We start from the raw sequence: 22499 nt of genomic DNA on the forward strand, positions 1-22499 counted from the left end.
TTTAAATATTATTATTAGAAAACAATTTCCTCATTAGACTACAAATATATTTTAAATATTAAAATTAATCGGTAATAAAGTACAGTTTATCGGCTTGAAACCAACAATGATGTTAGTATTGGATCATTCTTAAAAAATCTTGCTCTGTAATTATTGAGATTTTTAGTTTTTCAGCTTTTTCTTTTTTACTTGGCCCCATATTATCGCCAGCTATAATATAACTAGTTTTTCCTGATATGGAAGAAGACACCTTGCCTCCATTATCTTCAATAAGTTTTTTTAGTTCATCTCTTGACACAATGTGAAACACGCCAGAGACAACAAAAATATTCCCGTCCAGTTTATTGGTTTGATTGGCTAGTTTTTCAGCTGAAATTTCTAATTGCACCCCAAATCCACGAAGCCTATTAATCATGTCTTTATTAAGCTCTGAGCTAAAAAAATCGATCACGCTTTCTGCTATTTTTACACCTATTTCATCTACATGAATTAAATCGTCATGAGTTGCTTGAATTAAAGCATCTATGTTTTTATAGTGATTTGCAAGTTTTTTTGCGACAGTTTCACCAACAAACCTAATCCCCAATGCAAATAAAACACGTTCAAATGGTACTGTTTTAGATAATTCAATTCCTTTAATTAAATTTTCAGCACTTTTTTCAGCCATACGTTCCAACGGAATCACTTGTTCTTTTGTTAGTTCATATAAATCTGAATAATTATGTATCAAACCTTCATGTACTAACAATGCAACTGTTTCTCCTCCCAACCCTTCTATATCCATGGCTTTCCTAGAAATAAAATGCTGAATCCTTCCAATAATCTGTGGTTTACAGCCATTGTAATTAGGACAATAATGTTGTGCTTCTCCTTCGGTTCTTACTAATTCTGTTTCACATTCCGGACAATGCGTAATATATTTTGTTGGCTGAGAATTTTCTGGTCTTTTACTTAAATCGACTGCAATGATCTTTGGAATAATTTCTCCTCCTTTTTCAACAAATACCTCATCTCCAACTCGAATATCTAATTTCTCTATTTGATCGGCATTATGTAAGGATGCTCGTTTTACAGTTGTTCCTGCCAATTCCACAGGCTCTAAATTAGCCACAGGTGTTATAGCCCCAGTTCTTCCAACTTGATATGTAATCTCATTTAATCGTGTTGAAACCTGTTCAGCTTTAAACTTATAAGCTATTGCCCAACGTGGTGCTTTTGCAGTGAAACCAAGTTCTTCTTGCTGTTGCAGGTTATTAACTTTTACAACTACACCATCCGTTTCATAAGGCAAATGATGTCTGTGCTCGTCCCAATAATTTATAAATTCAAAAACCTGGTCGATAGAATTTACCAGTTTCGCAGCATTTGGCACTTTAAATCCCCAAGCATGTGCTTTTTCTAAGCTTTCAAATTGTGTGTTTATATTTAAATTGTTTCCTACAATACTATATAACAAACATTCTAAAGGTCTTTTTGCTACTTCGCTACTATCTTGAAGCTTTAAACTTCCAGAGGCTGTATTTCTGGGGTTTCTGTATGGCTCCTCTCCTATTTCTATTCGCTCTTCATTCATTTTGTTAAAGCCTTCCCAAGGCAAAACTATTTCGCCACGAATATCAAATTTTTCTGGAAAATCACCTTTTAATTGTAATGGTACAGACTTAATGGTTTTAACATTAGCTGTTACATTATCTCCTTGAACACCATCTCCTCTAGTAACAGCTTTTATGAGGTTTCCATTTTCGTAAGTCAGACTTATGGATGCACCATCATATTTAAGTTCGCATGTAAATTGCAATTCACCATCAACTAGTTTTTTAATTCTAGTTTCCCATTCCAACAAATCCTCTTTAGAATACGAGTTATCCAAAGAATACATACGCTGTTCATGAATAAGGGTTTCAAAATTTTTAGTAATCTCTCCTCCTACTCTTTGTGTTGGCGAATTGGCATCGAAAAACTCTGGATAACTGGCTTCTAATTCTTGAAGCTGTTTTAATTTTGTATCAAAATCAAAATCACTAATAGTAGGATTATCCAACACATAATAATTATAATTGTGCTTATTTAACTCGTCTCTTAATTGTAAAATCTGTTCTTTAATAGTCATGAATTAAATATTCTTTATTCCTTTTAACATACGATTATTCCCAAAAATATCTGGTTTCAGATCCAAATCAACAAAAGCTTTATCTTGTAATAATTGCTTCGTTTCGGTTCCAAGATATTGATTAATTTCAAAAAACAAGAGTCCTTTTTCCTTCAATTTATCAACAGCAAAATTTGCAATAACCTCATAAAACTGCAAAGGATTCTTATCCTCTACAAATAAAGCTAAATGTGGCTCGTATTTTAATACATTATTCTTTATTTCTATTTTTTCTAATTGCCTTACATATGGCGGATTGGACACAATCAAATCAAATTCTAATGCTTTAAATTCCGAATTCCATGATTTTTTATTCAAAATATCTGCTTTAATAAAGTTTACTTTTACATTATTTAATTCAGCATTTTGTTTCGCAATTTTTATAGCTTCTTCACTAACATCTAAAGCATACACTTGCACATTAGAAAGGTTTTTTGCCAATGAAATGGCAATACAACCTGTTCCTGTTCCAATGTCTAAAATTGTGGTTATAGATTCTTTACTTCGCTCTAATTGACATTTTAAAATCCATGCAACCAATTCTTCTGTTTCTGGTCTTGGAATTAAGGTGTACTCATTCACCTTAAAAGGCAATCCATAAAATTCGGTTTCACCAATAATGTATTGAATAGGCTCTTCCTGTTTCAATCTGCTTAATGCTTCAAACAATGGCTGCTCTTCTTCTTTTGTTATTGTTAAATCTGGATCAAGAATCAAAGCTATCCGATTTAATTTTAAATAATGAGATATTAATATATTGAAGAAACTGCCTACTTCGTCCTTTCCAAATACAGCATCCAGCTCTTTATGAAAAATGTTTTGTATGTCTTTTAATCTCATAATTCTTTTATCATCCAAACATTACAGGAAAAATGACCTGTATTTCCCATAGGTTTCTCTAAAGACTCAAAACCTTCTTTAGCATATAGTTTTCTAGCATCATCCATATATGGCATGGTTTCTAAATAACATTTTTCAAACCCAAAAGCTTTGGCTTTTTTAAGACAGGCATCCATCATTTGCTTTCCTAAACCCATTCCTCTAGCTTCAGGAAGAAAATACATTTTTTGAAGCTCACAAACATTCCCTTTAAAATTGTCTAATGGAGCTATTCCTGCTCCTCCTATTATTTTCCCATTGTTATCAATTACAAAATAACTCGACTTTCCACCATGATATGTTTCTGTCATTTTATCTAATGAGACATCTGCATAAGCAGTACCAACCTTAGGCACACCAAATTCAATTAGTACATCTCTAATTACTTGTGCTATTTGCTTATTATCTTTTAATGTAATTTCTCTAATTACAATATTATTATTGCTCACTTTATTGTGCTATTTTTACGCCTGTGAAGATACATGAAAAATACATAAAACGTTGTATTGAAATCGCCAAAAATGGATTAGGAACTACAGCTCCAAACCCAATGGTGGGCTGTGTTATTGTTCATAATAACAAAATAATAGGTGAAAGCTATACAAGTCCATATGGTGGAAATCACGCAGAAGTAAATGCTATAGAATCTGTTACAAACAAATCAATATTATCTGAAGCGACTCTTTATGTTACCTTAGAACCCTGTAGCCATTTTGGAAAAACACCTCCATGTAGCGATTTAATTATTAATAATCACATACCTCATGTAGTTATTGGCACTATAGATACACATAGCAAAGTAGCCGGAAAAGGTATAGAAAAATTAAAAGCTGCTGGATGCAAAGTGACTGTTGGTGTATTAGAAGATGCCTGCAAAGAGCATCATAAACGCTTTTTTACATTTCACGACAAAAAACGTCCTTACATTATTTTGAAATGGGCTGAAACACAAGATGGTTTTATAGCTCCTAAATCTAAAATCAACCAACAGCCTGTTTGGATAACAAATAAATTATCTAGACAATTAGTTCATAAATGGCGATCGGAAGAACAAGCAATCTTAGTTGGCACAAATACAGTAATAGAAGACAACCCTAGTCTAACCGTTAGAGATTGGACTGGAAAAAACCCCATACGAATCGTTTTAGATAAAACAAATAAGCTTTCTAAAGATTATCAGATCTTTAATAATGATGCTGAAACTATAGTTGTTACCAATAATGAGATAGACTATACAAGTCATGTCGCTTTACAAATTTGTAAGCTACTACACTATAAAGATATTCAATCTGTAATAATAGAGGGAGGATCTCAAACTCTTCAAACATTTATTGATGAAAACCTTTGGGATGAAGCTCGGGTTTTTATTGGGAATACAACTTTTACACACGGAATAAAAGCTCCTAACTTTAAAAAAAAGCAAAATCAAGAGTCTTCCATTCTAGAAGATTCTTTAATTTTTTTTATAAATGATTAAAACTCTTATTTTCGATTTTGGTGATGTTTTTATCAATCTAGATAAGCAAGGAGCCATGAAACAGGTTTTAGAACTTTTTAAGCTTGAAACACTTTCAGATGAAATAATTGCCTTTAACTGCCTTTATGAGCAAGGCTTAATATCAACTGAAGAATTCATTGCTTTTTACTTAGAAAATTTTCCAGATTTAGATGAAGAAGATGTGCTTTATGCTTGGAATTGCATCCTAAAAGACTTCCCAGAACATCGTTTAGAATTTATTAAAAAACTTGCTAAGGAAAATAGATACACCCTGATTCTATTAAGTAATACAAACGAACTTCATATAGATTGTATTAAAGAACGCGTATCTTTTTATAATGATTTTAAAAATTGTTTTCATAAATTTTACTTGTCGCATGAAATTCAATTAAGGAAACCAGATAGTAGTATTTACAATTTTGTTTTAAAAGAAAACAATCTTAATCCTACTGATTGTTTATTTATTGACGACACTTTTGAAAATACTGAAGCCGCAAAACAACTAGGAATGCATGTTTGGAATATAGACGAAACTAGTCAAGACATTGTAGATTTATTCACTGCTAAAAAAGAATTCTTTTGATTTATTTATTATTAAGCATTTTAGCTTCTACACTCATTTTTTTAATCTTCAAATTATTTGATAGATTCAAAATAAATACGTTGCAAGCTATTGTTTTTAATTATATCACAGCGTGTTTCTGTGGATTTATCACTTCTAAAAACCCATTAAACACTCAAGAAATTATCCATACTGAATGGTTTTTTGGCGCTTTAATTCTTGGGTTTTTATTTATAAGTATTTTTAATGTTATGGCAATAACATCACAACGAAACGGCTTATCGGTCGCTTCGGTTGCTACAAAAATGAGTGTCATTATTCCTGTAGTATTTGGCATTTACATGTATAATGAAAGTACTGGGTTTCAAAAACTTTCAGGCATCTTACTTGCTTTATTTGCAGTCTATTTTGTGTCGATTAAAAAAGGGGCGAAATTTCACTTTAAAAACAACTTGCTTTTACCTTTAATTTTATTTTTAGGCTCAGGAATCATTGACACCTCAATAAAATATATTGAAACTACCTACCTTAAAGAAGGTGGTATTCCATTATTTTCTGCTACCATTTTCTTTTTTGCAGCCTGTATTGGAATTGGCATTCTAATCGTAAAAATGATTCGAAAAGAATTTATATTCAATCCACAAAGCATCCTTGGAGGTATTGCATTAGGAATCGTGAATTACGCGTCTATATATTATCTATTAAAAGCATTAAATCATGAAAATTTAGAGAGCTCTGCTATTTTTACTATAAATAATGTATCTATTATATTGTTTACATCTTTAATTGGTTTGTTACTTTTTAAAGAAAAGTTATCGTTTAAAAACTGGATTGGTGTTGGATTAGCCATTATTTCAATCTTATTAGTAACTTTAGCATAATGATAAAAGATATTTTCAAAACTATAAGCAAACCCTCAAAAGAGGTTCTTTTTAAAGACAAAAACAGCAAGTTTTTTGGTTACACATTTCCGGTTTTAAATGAAGATACTGTTAAAGACCACTTAGACGAATTAAAAAAACAACATCACTCTGCAAGACATTGGTGTTATGCCTATCAAATAGGTACTAACGAAAATAATATTCAGTTTAGAGCCAATGATGATGGCGAACCCAATAATAGTGCTGGTATGCCTATTTATGGGCAAATACAATCGTTTGAGGTTACCAATATTTTAATAGTTGTTGTAAGATATTTTGGAGGTGTAAAGCTTGGCGTTGGCGGTTTAATTAATGCTTATAAAACTACGGCACAAATGGCTTTAGAAGCATCCAAAATTGTATCTAAAACCATCAATAAACAGTTTGAGATACGTTTCGATTACAAAAACATGAATAAAGTTATGCGTGTTATAAAAGAAAAAAATCTAATTATTGTCAATCAGACTTTAGAATTAGATTGTAAGATTGTAATTTCTGTAAGATTGAAAGAAGTAGAAAAAACTCTAAAAAACTTTAATTCAATTTTTGAAGTTGAAATAAAAGAGCTTGAAGATTAATAATCTAGTTTTTCCAGAATATAATCGGGACATTTCATAGGTCTTTTAGTTTTCATATTAATAAAAGCCAATTCGGTATTTGCAATAACTAAAATGTCTCCAGCTTCATTTGTAATTTCATAATCAAATTCAATTCTAACAGAAGGTCTTTTTTTTAGTTGTGTTTTCACTTTAACAACCTCATCATAAACTGCTGACTTTTTGAAATTTAAACTCATGGAGATTACAGGTAACATCACACCATCTGCTTCCATTTCTTTATACGAAACACCTTTTTTTCTCAACCATTCTGTTCTACCCATTTCTAAGTATAATGCATAATTTCCATGATGAACTACTCCCATTTGATCTGTTTCACCATATCTCACTCTTATTGGTATTTCATCGAAAATCATAACGCTTTTAGAATTATTTTTTGTAGTTTAGGCAATGCTTTAAACATGCGAAAAAATTTCTTTAAATTCAATAGCAATTGATTTTTTTTTTAAGAATTTTGTTCACATATTTGTCAAGCTATAAAATCAGTCAGAGAATTCCATTTCTCTTTTAATAACTAACGAGTAAATTTCAAAAATAATAATGAGTGTAACTGCGCAATCGGTATGGAACAATTGTCTTGAATTCATAAAGGATAACATTCAACCTCAAGCCTATAAAACTTGGTTTGAACCTATTTTAGCAGTGAAGCTTTCTGAAAACTCTCTAAGCATTCAAGTGCCTAGTAAATTCTTTTACGAATGGCTAGAAGAACATTATGTTAAGATTTTAAAAGTAGCGCTTACAAAAGAATTGGGCGAAACTGCCAAACTTGTTTACATTATTAAAATGGAAAACACTTATGGCAACAAACAACCTTTTACTGAAAGAATTCCAAGTTCTAACAGAACAGCTGTCAAAGCCCAAGATGTAGATATTCCATTGAATAATAAAAGTCCAGAATTACGTAATCCGTTTGTAATACCTGGAATTCGAAATGTAAAAATAGAGTCGCAATTAAACCCTAATTACAATTTTGAAAACTTTTTAGAAGGTGATTCTAATCGATTGGCTAGAAGTGCAGGATTAGCTGTTGCTTCTAAACCAGGAGGAACGTCTTTCAACCCACTACTTATTTTTGGTGGTGTTGGTCTAGGAAAAACACATTTAGCGCATGCTATTGGCGTAGATATTAAAGATAAATACCCAGAGAAAACGGTTTTATATATTTCTGCTGAAAAATTTACACAACAATATATAGATTCAGTTAAAAAGAATAATAGAAACGATTTTATCCATTTCTATCAAATAATAGACATCTTAATTATTGATGATGTTCAGTTTCTTTCTGGAAAAACAGGAACTCAAGATGTGTTCTTTCATATATTTAATCATCTGCATCAAAATGGGAAGCAAGTTATTTTAACTAGTGACAAAGCTCCTGTAGATATGCAAGATATTGAACAACGTTTATTATCTAGATTTAAATGGGGTCTTTCTGCCGAATTACAAAGTCCTGACTTTGAAACTCGTGTTTCTATATTAAAAAACAAATTATATCGTGATGGTGTAGAAATGCCTGATGATATTGTTGAATATGTCGCCAAAAATATTAAGTCTAATATTCGCGAATTAGAAGGAGCTATCATTTCATTAATTGCTCAATCTTCATTTAACAAAAAAGAGATCACCATTGATTTGGCAAAACAAGTGGTTGAGAAATTTGTTAAAAACACAAAAAGAGAAGTTTCAATCGATTATATCCAGAAAATTGTTTCAGATTATTTTCAAATGGATATTGACACGCTACAATCTAAAACTAGAAAACGACATATCGTACAAGCAAGGCAATTAGCTATGTTTTTTGCAAAAAAACTAACAAAAGCTTCTCTAGCTAGTATTGGCTCTCAAATAGGAAAAAGAGACCATGCTACTGTTTTGCACGCATGTAAAACAGTAGATAATTTATCTACTACCGACAAGCAATTTCGAAAATACGTTGAGGACCTTTCTAAAAAATTATCTGTTTAAATTTTAATTACTTTTTTAATTTACAATTATGACTAAAATTCTAATGGTCTGCTTGGGCAATATTTGTCGTTCGCCATTAGCAGAAGGTATATTAAGAGATAAATTACCGTCCAGCAAATACATTATTGATTCTGCAGGAACAGGAAATTACCATGTTGGAGACCCTCCAGATCTTCGCTCTATTAAAGTAGCAAAAAAATATGGTTTGGACATTTCTAATCAAAAAGGGAGACAATTTACTGAAATAGATTTCGATAAATTTGATCTTATCTATGTTATGGATAGTTCCAACTATCAAAATGTTATTAAGTTAGCTAGAACCGAAACCGATAAAGAAAAAGTTAAATTTATTCTTAATGAAATTTATCCAGATCAGAATTATAATGTTCCAGATCCTTATACTGGAGGTATTCAAGGCTTTGAGAGCACATTTAAAATGCTAGATGAAGCCTGTAATGAAATTGCCAAAAAAATTCTATAATAATTGATTTTCTTCAATCTTAGTTTTCTTCATGTTTTTTTGTAATTTGTATTATAATTCCTAAAAAAAATAGAATGAAAAAAAGTTTGAATTTCCTATTTATATTAATAATATTTCCATTTATTCTATTTTCTCAAGATATAGAATTAAATTTATTTGCTTCTGGATTTACAAACCCAGTAAGTATAAAACATGCAGAGGACGAGAGACTCTTTGTTGTAGAAAGAGACGGCATCATTAAAATAGTTAATCCAGAAGGCTCTACAAATACAACTCCTTTTATTAATATTAGTTCCCGTGTATTAAGTGGTGGCGAACGTGGTTTATTAGGTTTGGCTTTTCACCCTCAATACATCTCAAATGGTTTTTTCTTTGTTAATTATATTAATAGTAATGGAGATACTGTTGTATCTAGGTTTATTACAAACCCACCAAATTCTAATGTGGCCGACGATACAACTGAAGAAGTTTTAATGACTATCTCACAACCCTATTCCAATCATAATGGAGGTGATTTAGCTTTCGGTAACGATGGATATCTATATATAGGTTTAGGAGATGGAGGGAATGGAGGAGATCCAGGAGACCGATCTCAAGACCTAACAACGTTACTAGGCAAAATGCTTCGTATAAATGTGAATAATTCTCAAGGAGGCAATAATTATGCTATTCCAAATGATAATCCTTATCCTAATGCAGAAAACCCTAATGCTTTACCAGAAATTTGGGCTTCAGGATTAAGAAACCCTTGGAGGTTTTCTTTTGACAGAGACACATACGATTTATGGATTGCCGATGTTGGTCAAGGCCAAATAGAAGAAATAAACATGAATCCCATAAATCAGGCAGGAATTAATTATGGATGGCGTTGTTATGAAGGAAATCAGGTTTATGACACATCGGGAGACTGCCCTGACGATACTAACGATTTAACCTTTCCAGTTTCTCAATACACACATACAACTAGTGGTAATTTTAAATGTTCCATCACAGGAGGCTATAGATATAGAGGAACAGCGCAACCAGCATTACTAGGCTTGTATTTTTTTGCAGATTATTGTAGTGATGAAATTGGAATTCTTGAAAACACAGGAGGAGCTTGGAATATGACTTTTACAGAACAATATAACGGTAATGGCTGGACTGCATTTGGAGAAGATGTTCAAGGCGAAATCTATATTGCTGGTATCGATTCTGGAGATATTTATAAAATTGTAGACGCCAATTTAAGCGTTGATGAAAACTCGTTTTTTGATGTGCAAATTTTCCCAAACCCAGCTACAAATCAATTTACAATAGAAATTACTAATTCTCTTTTGACTATTGAAACCATCAATATTTATAATTTACAAGGAAAATTAGTAAAATCGATTTCTGATAATAAATCATCTTCCGTGAAAATTTCAACAAAAGACATGTCTAGAGGATTTTATTTAACAGAATTAATTTCTGAAACCGGATCTAAAAGAACCCACAAACTCATCTTAAATTAAAATGACAAGCCAAATCGGAAAACTCTATCTAATTCCTACTACTCTTGGAGACACAGAGCCTTTAGAAGTATTACCTATTTCTGTAAAGAAAATCATTGAACAAATAGATATATATATTGTTGAAAATGAAAAAACTGCCAGACGTTTTATTAAGAAAATAAAACCAAGTAAAAGACAGTCTGCATTACACATGTTTCATTTAAACAAGTTTACAGATACAACCGAAATTCCTTCATTTTTAAACCCTTGTTTACAAGGGAAAAATGTAGGTTTACTTTCTGAAGCTGGGTGTCCTGCTGTTGCAGATCCTGGTGCAGATGTTGTAAAAATAGCACATAAAAAAAACATTCAAGTAGTTCCTTTAGTAGGACCTTCTTCCATTATTATGGCTATTATGAGTTCTGGTATGAATGGTCAAAGTTTTGCTTTTAATGGCTATTTGCCAATTGAAAAATCTGAAAGGAAAAAAGAATTAAAACGTCTCGAGCAACTATCCTTTAGTCAAAATCAAACTCAAGCCTTTATAGAAACTCCTTATAGAAATAACAAACTACTAGAGGATATTTGTGCTACTTTAAACGAACATACTTTGGTTTGTGTCGCTTGCGACATTACAATGTCTACTGAATATATAAAAACACAAACAGTAAACGACTGGAAAAAAAATAGCGTAGACCTTCATAAAAGACCTACGCTATTTATTATTCATAAAGAATAGCTAATTATGCCGTATGTTTCACTTTAGCTTTTCTATTTGGTTTAATTTTAGAGGTATCGTAACCTGAAAACTTTTTAATATAATATGAAATAGATGTTCCATAAGCATCAGAGAATCCAAACTCACCATAGCTTCTTAGATATTTTTTTACGTTACCTGCTCCTGCTAAATGTGCTGCTGCTAAAATACCTGATTCGGTAATTTTAGTACCATTTATCACTTTTCCTGAAAAACGCTTAATATCTTTTCTTAAAATCCACTTGTTACGTTCTGCGTTTGCAATAAACGCTTTTTCTTGCAATTCTGGATTTTTCAAAAAATGAACTGGATTATAAATTCCAATCATTTTCAATGTTTCTTTACCAAATTGGTACTTTCCTAAGTAACCAAAAGTATTCACTGTAAAATAATCACCACCAGACTCTTTAAAACCTAGAGCTTCTTTAAAGCCAACTAGAGTTTTACCTAAAGTAGGTGAATAAATAGGTTGTGGTTCGTGAACAGGAAATAAGTTGTCTTTAATTACCTCGCCATGATTTGCAATATTAGCTGCATATCTTGGAGATGTATAGTTTTTTTCTTTAACCGATTTATTCATATAAATCGACCCAAACAATAAGAAACATATTGTAAGTGATAACGCTAAGTAACTTCCAATATTTTTTATCATATTTTTAAATTTCTTCAGTAAAAATCTATGTGATAATTACTTGAAAATTTCAGCATGCAAATATAAGGCTTTTTTTTAATATCTGAAACTTAATCGATTAAGTGCTTTTAAAAGTAGATTCCATGTAGCTTTATGCCATTTTCTCCGTTGAACTCCAAGGCTGGAAAAGGCACTTTTATCACGTTCAAAACGTCAAAAATCGTTCTTAAAACATGAGAATTTGTTTTAATTCTTGTTAAATCCACATCCAAACTAAAGTAATATTGTCTGTATGGACTTTGATATGTTTTAGCTTCGTTTCCATTAGTATTCGTGCCAGAAATCATACCATCTGCTCCATAACCTAAAGCGACATTCAACCATGTTGGGATCTTGCTGTCTTTAAAAAATGAATGGATGTTAAAGCTCAACCAATAGGTTTGTCCGTTGTAATCCTTTAAAAATTCTTCTGAAAAACCATTCCCTAATTTATCAGGGTTTTGCTGCGCATAATCTGTTCTATGAAAAGAATATTTTAAAGTAAAGCGCTGTTCATCCCAAAGTAATTCTTGACCTACATACAATCCTGCACCAGTAACATTCGCTGCCATATCTCCCCACGAAAAACCCCATTCTTCAGAATACCCATCAAAAACCTCTACAACTGTTAAAAAAGCAACTCCAATGGTAGAACCATAAATAAGTTGGTCTTTTTTACTAACACCACTCCAAGCTAACATGTTAGCTCCTATCCTACCTAGTTGATAGGATGAGTATACATGTCCAAGCTTATCCATTTGCAACCATTCGTTATTATCATTTAATGTATGAAACTTGGATTTAGGGTAATCTGCATACCAAAGTTGGTTTAATCCAACTAAAGTAAGAGTAGCAATAGAAGCTTCAGAAATGACTACAGTATTTCGTCTTGACTTATTTAAAGAATCGCTTGGCTTAAGAAAAGTGTTTAGTTGACTTTGCGAAAAAGAAGTTCCTGTTATTAAACATGCTAAAACGATATGCTTAAAGAGTCTTTTCAAAAGCCTATTTCTTAATGCCTTGAGACGACAAATACCTTTGATACTCCCTAGCATTTGCATTATGCTGACTAAGTGTTTTAGCAAATTTATGATACCCTAATTTTGTTGCGTCTGCAGCAAAATAAAGATATTGATGTGTTTCAGGGTTTAGTACAGCATCAATAGCTGAAATATCTGGCATAGTAATTAATCCTGGAGGCAGACCTGCATACATATAAGTGTTATAAGGTGAATTGATTTCTTTATGAATGTTCAAAACACGCTTAATCACAGTTCCCTTATATTCTGGTAATTGGTAGGCAGCAAATTTTAAGGTTGGATCTGCTTGCAAAGGCATACCTATTCGTAACCTGTTTAAATAAACACCTGCTATTCTAGGTTGTTCAACAGCCTGTTTAGATTCTTCATGAACTATAGAAGCTAACGTCATGACCTCCTCTTCTGTTAACCCAATTGCTTTGGCTTTGGCTTTTCTGCTGTCATTCCAAAAACGGTTGTATTCTGTTAACATTTTATCACGAAATTGTTTGGCTGAAGTATTCCAAAAAAACTCATAACTATTAGGGATATACATACCTAATGCTGTTGCTTTTGTAAAAGATTTCTTAGTAAGAAATGATTCATCATTCATAACCTCAACCAATTTCAGGCTATCAGCTTCAATTTGCATAGACACTCTTCCAGCCAATGCTGTTAGATTTGGTTGATTATTAAAAGCTAGTTTTATTGGTAGGTTCTTACTTCTTATTGAATTAATAATATCGTTATTGTTCATTCCTTTTTTAATAGCATAGCGACCAGCTTTAATATTAGATATGTATTTTTTTTGTTTAGCTAGAGCATCAAACTTTTCAATGTCTTTCAACAAGGGCATTAATTGCTCTCTTACATCAGAATAAGTAGCTCCAGTTGGCACATAAATAAATGCCTGTTCGTTGTTAAAAGCTGTATTATCCACCAACATAACGCGATAAACATAGTTTGCAAATAGACCAGCAATAACTAATCCGATTAAAAGAATGGCGAGTAGAATTTTTTTAAAATACATTAATTTATATGTTGAAGTAAATATTCGTTTTTATAGGAACCATCTACATAGTTCCAATCTTTTTTTAATCCTATAATTTGAAATCCATGTTTTGAAAATAGCTTTAAACTTGCATCATTTTCTTCTGAAATATTACAATACAATTGATGTAGGTTTAAATGAGATTTACAATAATCAATAAGCAAACCTAGAGCTTCATTACCAATTCCTTTTTGTCTTTCTTTGGTCTCTTTAATTAGAATTCCAACACCAGCCTTCCGGTTTTTAAAATCAAAATCAAACAAGTCTATCATACCAAGTGCTATGTTGCTATAATTTGAAATTACTAAACGTAATTGTTTAACTTCGTAAATATCTTTATGTGAATTTTCAAGATATTGCTTGATTAAAAACTTAGAATATGGCGTTTCTGTACCACTTAATTCCCAAATTGATTCGTCGTTTTCAATAGCATGGATAAACTCTAAATCTTCTGGTTCTAGAGCACGCAAATAGATATGTTCTCCTTTTAGTGTTAGCATAAAATAGTTCCATTAAAAACATAAGTTGCTGGTCCAATAAGCCAAATATTTTTATACATATTATCATGTTTTTCAAAAGACACTTGCAGTTTTCCACCTTCTGTTTCAAGGTTTACCAAATGGCTTAAAGTCTCACCGGTTTCAAACATGGCTAATGCCACGGCAGTAACTCCTGTTCCACAAGATAAGGTTTCGTCTTCTACGCCACGTTCGTAAGTTCGTACCTGAAAACTATCACTCGAAAGTTTTTTTACAAAATTCACATTAACTCCAGCTTCATTATAGGGGTGTCCATAACGAATTTTTGAACCGACCTCTTTAATTGCTAATGCTTTTAAATTAGTTTCTAATTGCACATGATGTGGTGAGCCAGTATCTAAAAATTGATGTTGCTGATAATTTTCAACCAAATCAACATCTTGCATTTGAAGCTTAATAACCTCATGTTCTATTATGGCTTGATGCAAACCATCGATAGCCTCAAAAGTAGCTTGATTCTCAATAATTCCTAATTGCTTAGCAAAAGCAACAATACAACGTCCGCCATTTCCACACATGGTGCTTTCGTTTCCATCTGCATTAAAATAGACCATTTTAAAATCTAATTTCGAATGGTTTTCTAATAAAATAAGCCCATCTGCACCCACGCCAAAACGTCTGTCGCAAAGTTTGGCAACTAGATTTGTGTTGGTTTTATCAAAAACCTGCTGACGGTTATCTATCATGACAAAATCGTTTCCTGTTCCTTGATATTTATAAAATGTGAATTCCATAGGCAGACAAATATAAGAATTATACATGGTTTATGTCATGTTAAATAGGCGTTAAAACAAGCGTTAAAAATCGTTAAAAATTAAGAGGCTATTCAATAAAAAATTAATTTTAATCGTTATTAATTTACAAATCATTTATACCTAATAAATTATGAAGAAGATTTTAACTTTAGTTTTAGTTTCTGTGTTAGGTGGAGTTATTACATTATCTGCCTACAAAATTTTTATTGAGAACAACCAAACTGTTCAAACGTCCCAAACAGATGGACTGCCATTCGCAATTCCTGTAAGCAATACAACGAACACAAGTTATATTCCAGAAAACAGTATTAGTTTTGCTAAGGCTGCTGAAAAAACAGTTCATACTGTGGTCCATGTTAAAAATACCACATTGGGAAATTCTAGGCAAATGACCTTTGAAGATTTGTTTTACGGAAGGTCTCCACAGCGTTATCAAGTAGGAACTGGTTCTGGCGTTATCATTTCACCTGACGGCTATATTATTACTAACAACCATGTTATTGATGGTTCAAGAGAATTGTCTGTTACTTTAAACGATAATCGAACTTATAATGCTGAAATTATTGGGACGGACGACAAAACCGATATTGCCTTATTAAAAATTGAAGCTGATGAAGATTTACCGTTTACTACTTTTGGAGATAGCGATCAAGCAAAAATTGGTGAATGGGTTTTAGCTGTTGGCAATCCCTTTAATTTAACATCTACAGTAACAGCCGGAATTATTAGTGCTAAATCTAGAGATTTATCTGGTAGAAACACCCAATCTTTTATTCAGACTGATGCTGCAGTAAACCCAGGGAATTCTGGTGGCGCATTAGTAAATTCTAATGGCGATTTAATTGGAATTAACACAGCTATATCATCTCAAACGGGATCTTACATTGGGTACTCATTTGCAGTTCCAAGTAATATTGCAAGAAAAGTTGTTCAAGATATTATTGAATATGGTAACGTACAAAATGGGATTTTAGGAGTTACTGGTGGTGCTTTAAACAGTGGATCTGCTGAAAAATTAAGCCTCAATGAAACCGAAGGGTTTTACATAGATTCTGTAGAAGAAAATTCAGGAGCTGAAATAGCAGGATTAGAGTCTGGTGATATTATAAAAAAAATCGATCATGTTAAAATCTCCAAATTTTCAGACTTGTCTGGATATTTAAGCACCAAACGACCAGACGATGTTGTGAATGTTAGTATACTTAGAGATGGTTCTGTTAAAGAAATTCCAGTGACATTAACTAGAAATCAAACTTTTACCATTCCTCAATTTGGGATGGTGAAAAATGCATCAAAAGAAGATCTTAAAAAATATAAGGTTTCTAATGGTGTTAAAATTTCTAGGTTAGGTGAAAACTATTCAAAATATTTAAGAGCAAATGGCGTTGATGAAGGCAATATTGTTACAGCAATCAATAATATAAAGGTTAATAACATAGAAGACGTTCAAGAAATAATTAAAAACAAATCGCCTTACGAACCAATGAGAATTGAACTCATTAACTCAAATGGAGAAGTTGAACGCTATAATTTTAAATAATTTTGCTAAGAAAAAGACACTCAATCCTTCAGAAAAATCTGAAGGATTTTTATTTTATAAAAATGGCAATAAATACAACATAAATATCTTATTTTTGCAACCAAATTCAAGGAGGCTTTATACCGAATTGAAAAATATTAACAACACACTAAACATTATATCCAATGAGTTTTAACGAGACTTATGAAAGCGAACTAGCTTTTCAAGCAGACAGAAGAAAAGCAACTGTAGAATTTATTAAAATTGTAAGCGACCTATGGTACGACAAGTCTATTGAACTGGTTCTTTTTAGAAACCAATTAATTGATAGAAATGTAAGCCAAATACTAAACTTACATGAATATGCAGGCGAGTTTGTACAAAAGCCTATTTCCATCTTTGATTCAGTAGAAATTGCGCAAGCCATCCAAACATTAGACTTGCCTCCTGCAAAATTAGATATTGGTAAATTAACATACGAATATCATTTAGAAGAGAAAAAATTCAACAATGCATTAGCATTTGTTGCCGATAAATTAAAAGATGCTAATAAAGATGAAGCTATTAAACCTAAAGATGTTGTTCTTTATGGTTTTGGTAGAATTGGACGATTAGTTGCTAGAGAGTTAATGACTCGTACCGGAAAAGGAAGTCAGTTACGTTTAAGAGCCATTGTAACTCGTGGTACTATTGATCAAACGGTTCTTGAAAAAAGAGCTTCTTTATTAAGAAATGACTCTGTTCATGGAGATTTCTCTGGAACTGTAGTAGCAGACTTAAAAAACAGTGCATTAATCATTAATGGTACAACTGTAAATATTATTTCGGCTAACAATCCAGAAGATATCGATTATACCGTTTATGGTATTAACCATGCTTTGGTTATTGATAACACAGGAGCTTTTAGAGACAAAGAAGCCTTAAGCAGACACTTAGCTTCAAAAGGAGTTGATAAAGTATTATTAACTGCTCCAGGAAAAGGTGTTCCTAATATTGTTCATGGTGTAAATCAATTGGAAAACAACCCAGATAAGATAGACATCTTTTCTGCTGCTTCTTGTACAACTAATGCTATTACGCCTATTTTAAAAGCTGTTGAAGATTCTCTTGGTGTAAAAAGTGGACACCTTGAAACCATTCACGCATACACAAACGACCAGAATTTAGTTGATAATTTTCATAAAAAATACCGTCGTGGACGTGCAGCTGCATTAAACATGGTTATTACTGAAACTGGAGCTGGAAGTGCTGTTGCAAAAGCGTTACCAGCATTAGAAGGAAAACTAACATCAAACGCAATTCGAGTTCCTGTTCCAAATGGCTCCTTAGCTATTTTAAGTTTAGAATTAGAAAAAGAAACTTCGGTTGAAGGAATAAATGAAATCATAAAAAAATATGCTCTTGAGGGAGACCTAGTTGAGCAAATTAAATATGAAATGAGCGACGAGCTTGTATCTAGCGATATTGTTGGAAGCTCTGCACCTTCCATTTACGATAGTAAAGCAACCATAGTTAGAAAAGATGGTAAAAATGCCTTACTTTATATTTGGTATGATAATGAGTATGGTTACAGCCATCAAGTTATTAGACTTGCAAAATACATAGCTAAAGTAAGACGTTTTACATATTATTAATATATAAAACATCTAAAACGAATATTTCATTCGTATATACAAAAGCCTCACTTTCGTGAGGCTTTTTAATTAATTTCAATTGATACTTAACATAATTTATTATTTTCGTAAACACAAAACTCAACAAAGCCTAATGAATACGTTTAAAATTTTCGCTATTACCGTATGTATGTTATACGGTTTCAACACCTTACATGCCCAAACTGAATCTTCAAATGAAGAAGATGAATTATCTTTAAACAACAGTACCATCAATAATCAATTTGAATATGTCCTTAAAAAATCAGGTGATTTTAGAGGCACCAACGGCTCTATGTATGAAGCTGTTAAGCGTAGCATGCTAACAACCTTGCAAGCACATACAAACGACTCATTAAACACGTTTCGTAAAAACTTAGCAGATACACAAGCTGTAGTTGAAGCTCAAGCTAAAGAGATTACAGGTTTAAAAACCAGCCTATCAACAACTCAAGCCACATTAGACAAGACTACTGACGAAAAGAATAATATGTCCTTGTTTGGTTTACAAATGAGCAAAACAAGCTATAATATATTAATGTGGTCGATAATTGGTGGATTATTAGTGTTCTTGATATTCTTTATTTATAAATTTAAAAACAGTCAATTAATAACGAAAGAAGCAAAAATTACTCTTGAAGAAATTGAAGAAGAATTCGATGAACATAGAAAAACGGCATTAGAAAGAGAACAAAAAGTAAGACGCCAATTACAAGACGAATTAAACAAACAAAAAGGGAATTAACAACTTATTTTCCCTTTAGATATATTAAAAATCTGTAAATTCACGTTTACAGATTTTTTTATGACTATAATTAAAGCACACATAGAACACTTAGATCAACTAACGCCATTATTCGATGGATATCGTGTGTTTTATGAGCAACCTTCAGATTTAAAAGCTGCCAAGCACTTTTTATTTGAAAGGTTAAAGAATAAAGACTCCCTGATTTATATAGCTTATATAGAAAATAAAGCAATTGGCTTCACCCAATTATATCCTTTGTTTTCTTCTGTATCTATGGAAGCCATATATTTACTAAACGATTTATTTGTAGATGAAAATTATCGTGGAAAAGGTATTGGAGAAGCATTAATAAATAAAGCTAAAAATTTCTGTAAAAAAAATCAATTAAAAGGATTGGCTATACAAACAGCACCAGATAATCCAGCACAACATTTATACCAACGCTTGGGTTTTAAAAAAGATACCGACTTGCATTTTTTTTGGTCGAACAAATAACTTGGCTTTGTTAAATAAATAAACGAATTAATTTCAAAACGAAACTTCCCAACCCAAACCAAAAAATTCATAAAACATTTCAAGTATATTTGCAGTTCTAAAGTCATGTTATGCGTATCGATATTATAACCGTTTTACCAGAATTACTTAAAAGTCCGTTTGAAGCTTCTATTCTCAAAAGAGCTATTGATGCTGGATTGGTGGAAGTCCATTTTCATAATCTACGTGATTTCACTACAGACAATCATAAAACTATAGACGATTACCAATTTGGTGGTGGCGCTGGTATGGTGATGATGGTTGAGCCCATAGATAAGTGTATTAGCAAATTAAAATCTGAACGCCATTACGACGAAGTCATTTACATGACTCCAGATGGTGAAACTTTAAATCAAGGTATTGCCAATCAGTTATCATTAAAAGAAAATATTATTATTCTTTGTGGACATTATAAAGGTGTAGACCAACGTGTTCGAGATCAATTTATCACACGAGAAATTTCTATTGGAGATTACGTACTTTCTGGAGGTGAACTTGGAGCTGCTGTTTTATGCGACTCAGTTATTAGGTTAATTCCTGGTGTTTTAGGTAATGAAACATCAGCTTTAACAGACTCTTTTCAAGATAATTTACTAGCTCCTCCTATTTATACACGTCCAAGAGACTATAAAGGATGGCAGGTTCCAGAGGTTTTATTTAGTGGCAATTTTCCAGAAATAGAAAAATGGCGAGAAGAAAAAGCCTATGAAAACACTAAAAACAGACGTCCCGATTTGTTAGATGATTAAATTTTAATCGATTCGTCATTTCGAGTGTTGCATAGCATCGTATCGAGAACAAGTAAACAAAATAAGTGCTAAAAAACTTTTTACTTTTTACTTATAACTTATAACTTTTTACCTATATTTGCACCCAATTTCGGGTTAACCTCTGGCGAGAATCGTGAATGTTGTTTCGAATTAATTATAATAAAATTTAAAGATATGGAATCTTTATTAAAATTTGTACAAGACGAATTTGTAACAAAAAAAGATTTTCCAGAGTTTAGCGCTGGAGACACAATTACAGTTTACTACGAAATTAGAGAAGGAGAAAAAGTTCGTACTCAATTTTTTAGAGGTGTAGTTATTCAAAAAAGAGGCTCTGGAGCTTCTGAAACATTTACCATTAGAAAAATGTCTGGAATTATAGGTGTAGAACGTATTATACCTGTAAACATGCCAGCTTTACAAAAAATTGAAGTGAACAAAAAAGGTAGCGTTCGTAGAGCTCGTATCTATTACTTCAGAGGTCTTACTGGTAAAAAAGCAAGAATTAAAGAAAGTATGAAACGTTAATAAACGTTTAATAACATTGAAAAGCCCTGTAATTACAGGGCTTTTTTTATTAACAAAAGTTAATAACTTCAGTTTATAAAATGTTGATATCTAATATGTTAAATGTCTTGATTTTTAACCCTTATTATCTTATCTTAGTATAAGAATTTATAAACAACGTCAGTTGGTTTCATGTAAATGAATTAGTTATAGACTCTTTTAAAGATACGTTCTTTAAAATAATTGTTTTTTGAGATTTCAAGGTGGCAGGTGTATGCGTGTTTAACCAAGAGATCATGAAGCCTTAATAAGTGTTGCATGCTTAGCAGACAATAACTGGAATGGTGGAAAGTTTCAAAAAATAGTATATGTGAAAACAAATACTAGAATAAGAAACAATGTTTTACAAGATGTAAATTGTGAAAACGACGTACAATAAGTAAATCATCAAGAAAAGCAATTAAACTAGAAACATTTAGCAACAGATCAATACATTTTGAAAATTGCACCAAAGAATGTTTCTTTTGAAATAGTGACACTTGAATTGAAATGTGTAAATAAAAATTTTATGCTATTTAGTAGCAATGCTAAATTAAATCATGTGATACTATCTCAAAGAAAGCCATATCAGATATAGATTTCGGTCTATTGTGATATGGCTTTTGTTTTATAGAAACCTCCTTATCTTTGATGTAAAAAAAGATACTTAAACGCCATGAGTCTACTTTTAATAATAGAACAAGATTTTAAAAAAATTGATTTTACTAAAGAAGAGTTTCAAAAAGCAGAATATGATACCTGTACCTTTATAGGTTGCAATTTTTCTGAAACATTTCTTTCTGACATTACGTTTATAGAATGTGAATTTATAAACTGTAACTTAAGTGGTGTAAAAGTTAGAAATACAACATTTAAAGAAGCAGTTTTCACAGATTGTAAATTACTTGGCATTCCTTTTAACGATTGTAATCACTTTTTGATGTCGTTTACTTTTAATCAATCTAATTTAAGTTTTTCTTCATTCTATAAATGCAATGGAACTAAAACAGTATTTGATAACTGTATTCTAGAAAACATCGATTTTTCTGAAGCTAATTTTAATCAAGCTAAATTTATAAACTGTAATTTATTCCAAAGTGTTTTTAATAATTCAAATTTAGAAAAAGCAGATTTTAGAACTTCATTTAATTTCTACATAAATCCTGAAATAAATAGGCTGAAACAAGCAAAATTCTCAAAAGAAGGTGCTTTAGGATTATTAGAATCTTATAATCTGGACATAGAATAATCAAATTATCAATAAGTAATTTAATTATTTGTCAACTTCATAAAATAGGTGTGTTTAAGAGTATCTTCACTAAATACTGTTTGAAAATTCATATATTTGCAAGGCTTAAAAAAACAAGCTCTTCAATTAAATTAAACTAATTAA

The 22499-nt window shown here is 31.6% G+C and carries 24 protein-coding genes; 15 read left to right on the top strand and 9 right to left on the bottom strand.

What is annotated here, in order from left to right:
- Nucleotides 1-112: 112 nt before the first annotated feature.
- Genes ligA through ACI5KZ_RS12770 form a run of 3 tightly spaced genes read right to left on the bottom strand, consistent with a single transcriptional unit; the run spans nucleotide 113 to nucleotide 3477 of the window.
- Complete coding sequence (gene ligA / locus ACI5KZ_RS12760) at nucleotides 113-2110, bottom strand: NAD-dependent DNA ligase LigA (protein WP_406847834.1); 1998 nt, start codon at nucleotides 2108-2110, stop codon at nucleotides 113-115.
- A 3-nt stretch (nucleotides 2111-2113) separates the two neighbouring features.
- On the bottom strand, nucleotides 2114-2989 hold the full coding sequence (prmC, locus tag ACI5KZ_RS12765) for a peptide chain release factor N(5)-glutamine methyltransferase (RefSeq protein WP_406847835.1): 876 nt from the start codon (nucleotides 2987-2989) through the stop codon (nucleotides 2114-2116).
- Nucleotides 2986-3477: a GNAT family N-acetyltransferase gene (locus ACI5KZ_RS12770; protein ID WP_109310122.1), complete on the bottom strand. Its 492-nt coding sequence runs from the start codon at nucleotides 3475-3477 to the stop codon at nucleotides 2986-2988. The genes prmC and ACI5KZ_RS12770 overlap by 4 nt, the downstream gene beginning before the upstream one ends.
- 23 nt (nucleotides 3478-3500) lie before the next feature.
- On the opposite strand from ACI5KZ_RS12770, the gene ribD reads away from it, so the two are divergent.
- From ribD to ACI5KZ_RS12790, 4 genes are read left to right on the top strand one after another with little or no spacing between them, the layout of a single operon-like run.
- Nucleotides 3501-4505 carry a bifunctional diaminohydroxyphosphoribosylaminopyrimidine deaminase/5-amino-6-(5-phosphoribosylamino)uracil reductase RibD gene (gene ribD, locus ACI5KZ_RS12775; protein ID WP_406847836.1) on the top strand — a complete coding sequence of 335 codons (1005 nt, stop codon included), beginning with the start codon at nucleotides 3501-3503 and terminating at the stop codon, nucleotides 4503-4505.
- Entirely contained in the window at nucleotides 4498-5109 is a 612-nt protein-coding gene (locus ACI5KZ_RS12780) for an HAD-IA family hydrolase (protein WP_406847837.1), read from the top strand. The genes ribD and ACI5KZ_RS12780 overlap by 8 nt, the downstream gene beginning before the upstream one ends.
- Complete coding sequence (locus tag ACI5KZ_RS12785) at nucleotides 5106-5969, top strand: EamA family transporter (protein WP_406847838.1); 864 nt, start codon at nucleotides 5106-5108, stop codon at nucleotides 5967-5969. Before ACI5KZ_RS12780 ends, ACI5KZ_RS12785 begins: the two co-directional genes overlap by 4 nt.
- Nucleotides 5969-6586 carry an IMPACT family protein gene (locus tag ACI5KZ_RS12790; RefSeq protein WP_406847839.1) on the top strand — a complete coding sequence of 206 codons (618 nt, stop codon included), beginning with the start codon at nucleotides 5969-5971 and terminating at the stop codon, nucleotides 6584-6586. The genes ACI5KZ_RS12785 and ACI5KZ_RS12790 overlap by 1 nt, the downstream gene beginning before the upstream one ends.
- On the opposite strand, the gene ACI5KZ_RS12795 is transcribed toward ACI5KZ_RS12790, so the two are convergent.
- The gene (locus ACI5KZ_RS12795) at nucleotides 6583-6981 is read right to left on the bottom strand and encodes a thioesterase family protein (RefSeq protein WP_109310127.1); all 399 of its coding nucleotides are present in this window, start codon (nucleotides 6979-6981) and stop codon (nucleotides 6583-6585) included. The genes ACI5KZ_RS12790 and ACI5KZ_RS12795 overlap by 4 nt on opposite strands.
- A gap of 184 nt (nucleotides 6982-7165) precedes the next feature.
- Here ACI5KZ_RS12795 and dnaA point away from each other — a divergent pair, with 184 nt between their 5' ends.
- The 4 genes from dnaA to ACI5KZ_RS12815 all read left to right on the top strand — a co-directional run bounded on the left by dnaA (nucleotide 7166) and on the right by ACI5KZ_RS12815 (nucleotide 11285).
- Nucleotides 7166-8593, top strand: coding sequence for a chromosomal replication initiator protein DnaA (dnaA, locus tag ACI5KZ_RS12800; RefSeq protein WP_406847840.1), 1428 nt, complete (start codon nucleotides 7166-7168; stop codon nucleotides 8591-8593).
- A gap of 28 nt (nucleotides 8594-8621) precedes the next feature.
- Nucleotides 8622-9074, top strand: a complete 453-nt coding sequence (locus ACI5KZ_RS12805; RefSeq protein ID WP_406847841.1) for a low molecular weight protein-tyrosine-phosphatase — start codon at nucleotides 8622-8624, stop codon at nucleotides 9072-9074.
- A gap of 74 nt (nucleotides 9075-9148) precedes the next feature.
- Nucleotides 9149-10567, top strand: coding sequence for a PQQ-dependent sugar dehydrogenase (locus ACI5KZ_RS12810; protein WP_406847842.1), 1419 nt, complete (start codon nucleotides 9149-9151; stop codon nucleotides 10565-10567).
- 1 nt (nucleotide 10568) lies between these two features.
- Entirely contained in the window at nucleotides 10569-11285 is a 717-nt protein-coding gene (locus tag ACI5KZ_RS12815; protein ID WP_406847843.1) for an SAM-dependent methyltransferase, read from the top strand.
- 4 nt (nucleotides 11286-11289) lie between these two features.
- On the opposite strand, the gene ACI5KZ_RS12820 is transcribed toward ACI5KZ_RS12815, so the two are convergent.
- The 5 genes from ACI5KZ_RS12820 to dapF form a co-directional block, all read right to left on the bottom strand.
- Complete coding sequence (locus ACI5KZ_RS12820) at nucleotides 11290-11955, bottom strand: peptidoglycan-binding protein LysM (protein ID WP_165815851.1); 666 nt, start codon at nucleotides 11953-11955, stop codon at nucleotides 11290-11292.
- 107 nt (nucleotides 11956-12062) lie between these two features.
- On the bottom strand, nucleotides 12063-12974 hold the full coding sequence (locus ACI5KZ_RS12825) for a DUF2279 domain-containing protein (protein WP_406847844.1): 912 nt from the start codon (nucleotides 12972-12974) through the stop codon (nucleotides 12063-12065).
- Between the two features lie 4 nt (nucleotides 12975-12978).
- On the bottom strand, nucleotides 12979-14022 hold the full coding sequence (mltG, locus tag ACI5KZ_RS12830; RefSeq protein WP_109310131.1) for an endolytic transglycosylase MltG: 1044 nt from the start codon (nucleotides 14020-14022) through the stop codon (nucleotides 12979-12981).
- Nucleotides 14022-14543 (bottom strand): GNAT family N-acetyltransferase, encoded by a 522-nt coding sequence (locus ACI5KZ_RS12835; protein WP_109310132.1) that lies wholly within the window; start codon nucleotides 14541-14543, stop codon nucleotides 14022-14024. Before ACI5KZ_RS12835 ends, mltG begins: the two co-directional genes overlap by 1 nt.
- On the bottom strand, nucleotides 14537-15316 hold the full coding sequence (dapF, locus tag ACI5KZ_RS12840) for a diaminopimelate epimerase (RefSeq protein WP_109310133.1): 780 nt from the start codon (nucleotides 15314-15316) through the stop codon (nucleotides 14537-14539). Before dapF ends, ACI5KZ_RS12835 begins: the two co-directional genes overlap by 7 nt.
- Before the next feature lie 151 nt (nucleotides 15317-15467).
- On the opposite strand from dapF, the gene ACI5KZ_RS12845 reads away from it, so the two are divergent.
- From ACI5KZ_RS12845 to ACI5KZ_RS12875, 7 genes are all read left to right on the top strand, one after another.
- Nucleotides 15468-16877, top strand: coding sequence for a trypsin-like peptidase domain-containing protein (locus ACI5KZ_RS12845; protein WP_406847845.1), 1410 nt, complete (start codon nucleotides 15468-15470; stop codon nucleotides 16875-16877).
- Between the two features lie 164 nt (nucleotides 16878-17041).
- Entirely contained in the window at nucleotides 17042-18490 is a 1449-nt protein-coding gene (locus ACI5KZ_RS12850; protein ID WP_406847846.1) for a glyceraldehyde-3-phosphate dehydrogenase, read from the top strand.
- A 133-nt stretch (nucleotides 18491-18623) separates the two neighbouring features.
- Nucleotides 18624-19253 carry a tRNA (guanine-N1)-methyltransferase gene (locus ACI5KZ_RS12855; protein ID WP_109310137.1) on the top strand — a complete coding sequence of 210 codons (630 nt, stop codon included), beginning with the start codon at nucleotides 18624-18626 and terminating at the stop codon, nucleotides 19251-19253.
- 60 nt (nucleotides 19254-19313) lie between these two features.
- A complete protein-coding gene (locus ACI5KZ_RS12860; protein ID WP_406847847.1) occupies nucleotides 19314-19751 on the top strand; it encodes an N-acetyltransferase family protein in 438 nt (145 codons plus the stop codon).
- Between the two features lie 110 nt (nucleotides 19752-19861).
- Entirely contained in the window at nucleotides 19862-20539 is a 678-nt protein-coding gene (trmD, locus tag ACI5KZ_RS12865; RefSeq protein WP_109310139.1) for a tRNA (guanosine(37)-N1)-methyltransferase TrmD, read from the top strand.
- Between the two features lie 195 nt (nucleotides 20540-20734).
- A complete protein-coding gene (gene rplS / locus ACI5KZ_RS12870; RefSeq protein WP_109310140.1) occupies nucleotides 20735-21088 on the top strand; it encodes a 50S ribosomal protein L19 in 354 nt (117 codons plus the stop codon).
- A 694-nt stretch (nucleotides 21089-21782) separates the two neighbouring features.
- On the top strand, nucleotides 21783-22355 hold the full coding sequence (locus ACI5KZ_RS12875; protein WP_406847848.1) for a pentapeptide repeat-containing protein: 573 nt from the start codon (nucleotides 21783-21785) through the stop codon (nucleotides 22353-22355).
- Nucleotides 22356-22499: the final 144 nt, after the last annotated feature.

It is taken from the genome of Xanthomarina sp. GH4-25 (assembly GCF_045363175.1).
Lineage (GTDB): Bacteria > Bacteroidota > Bacteroidia > Flavobacteriales > Flavobacteriaceae > Xanthomarina.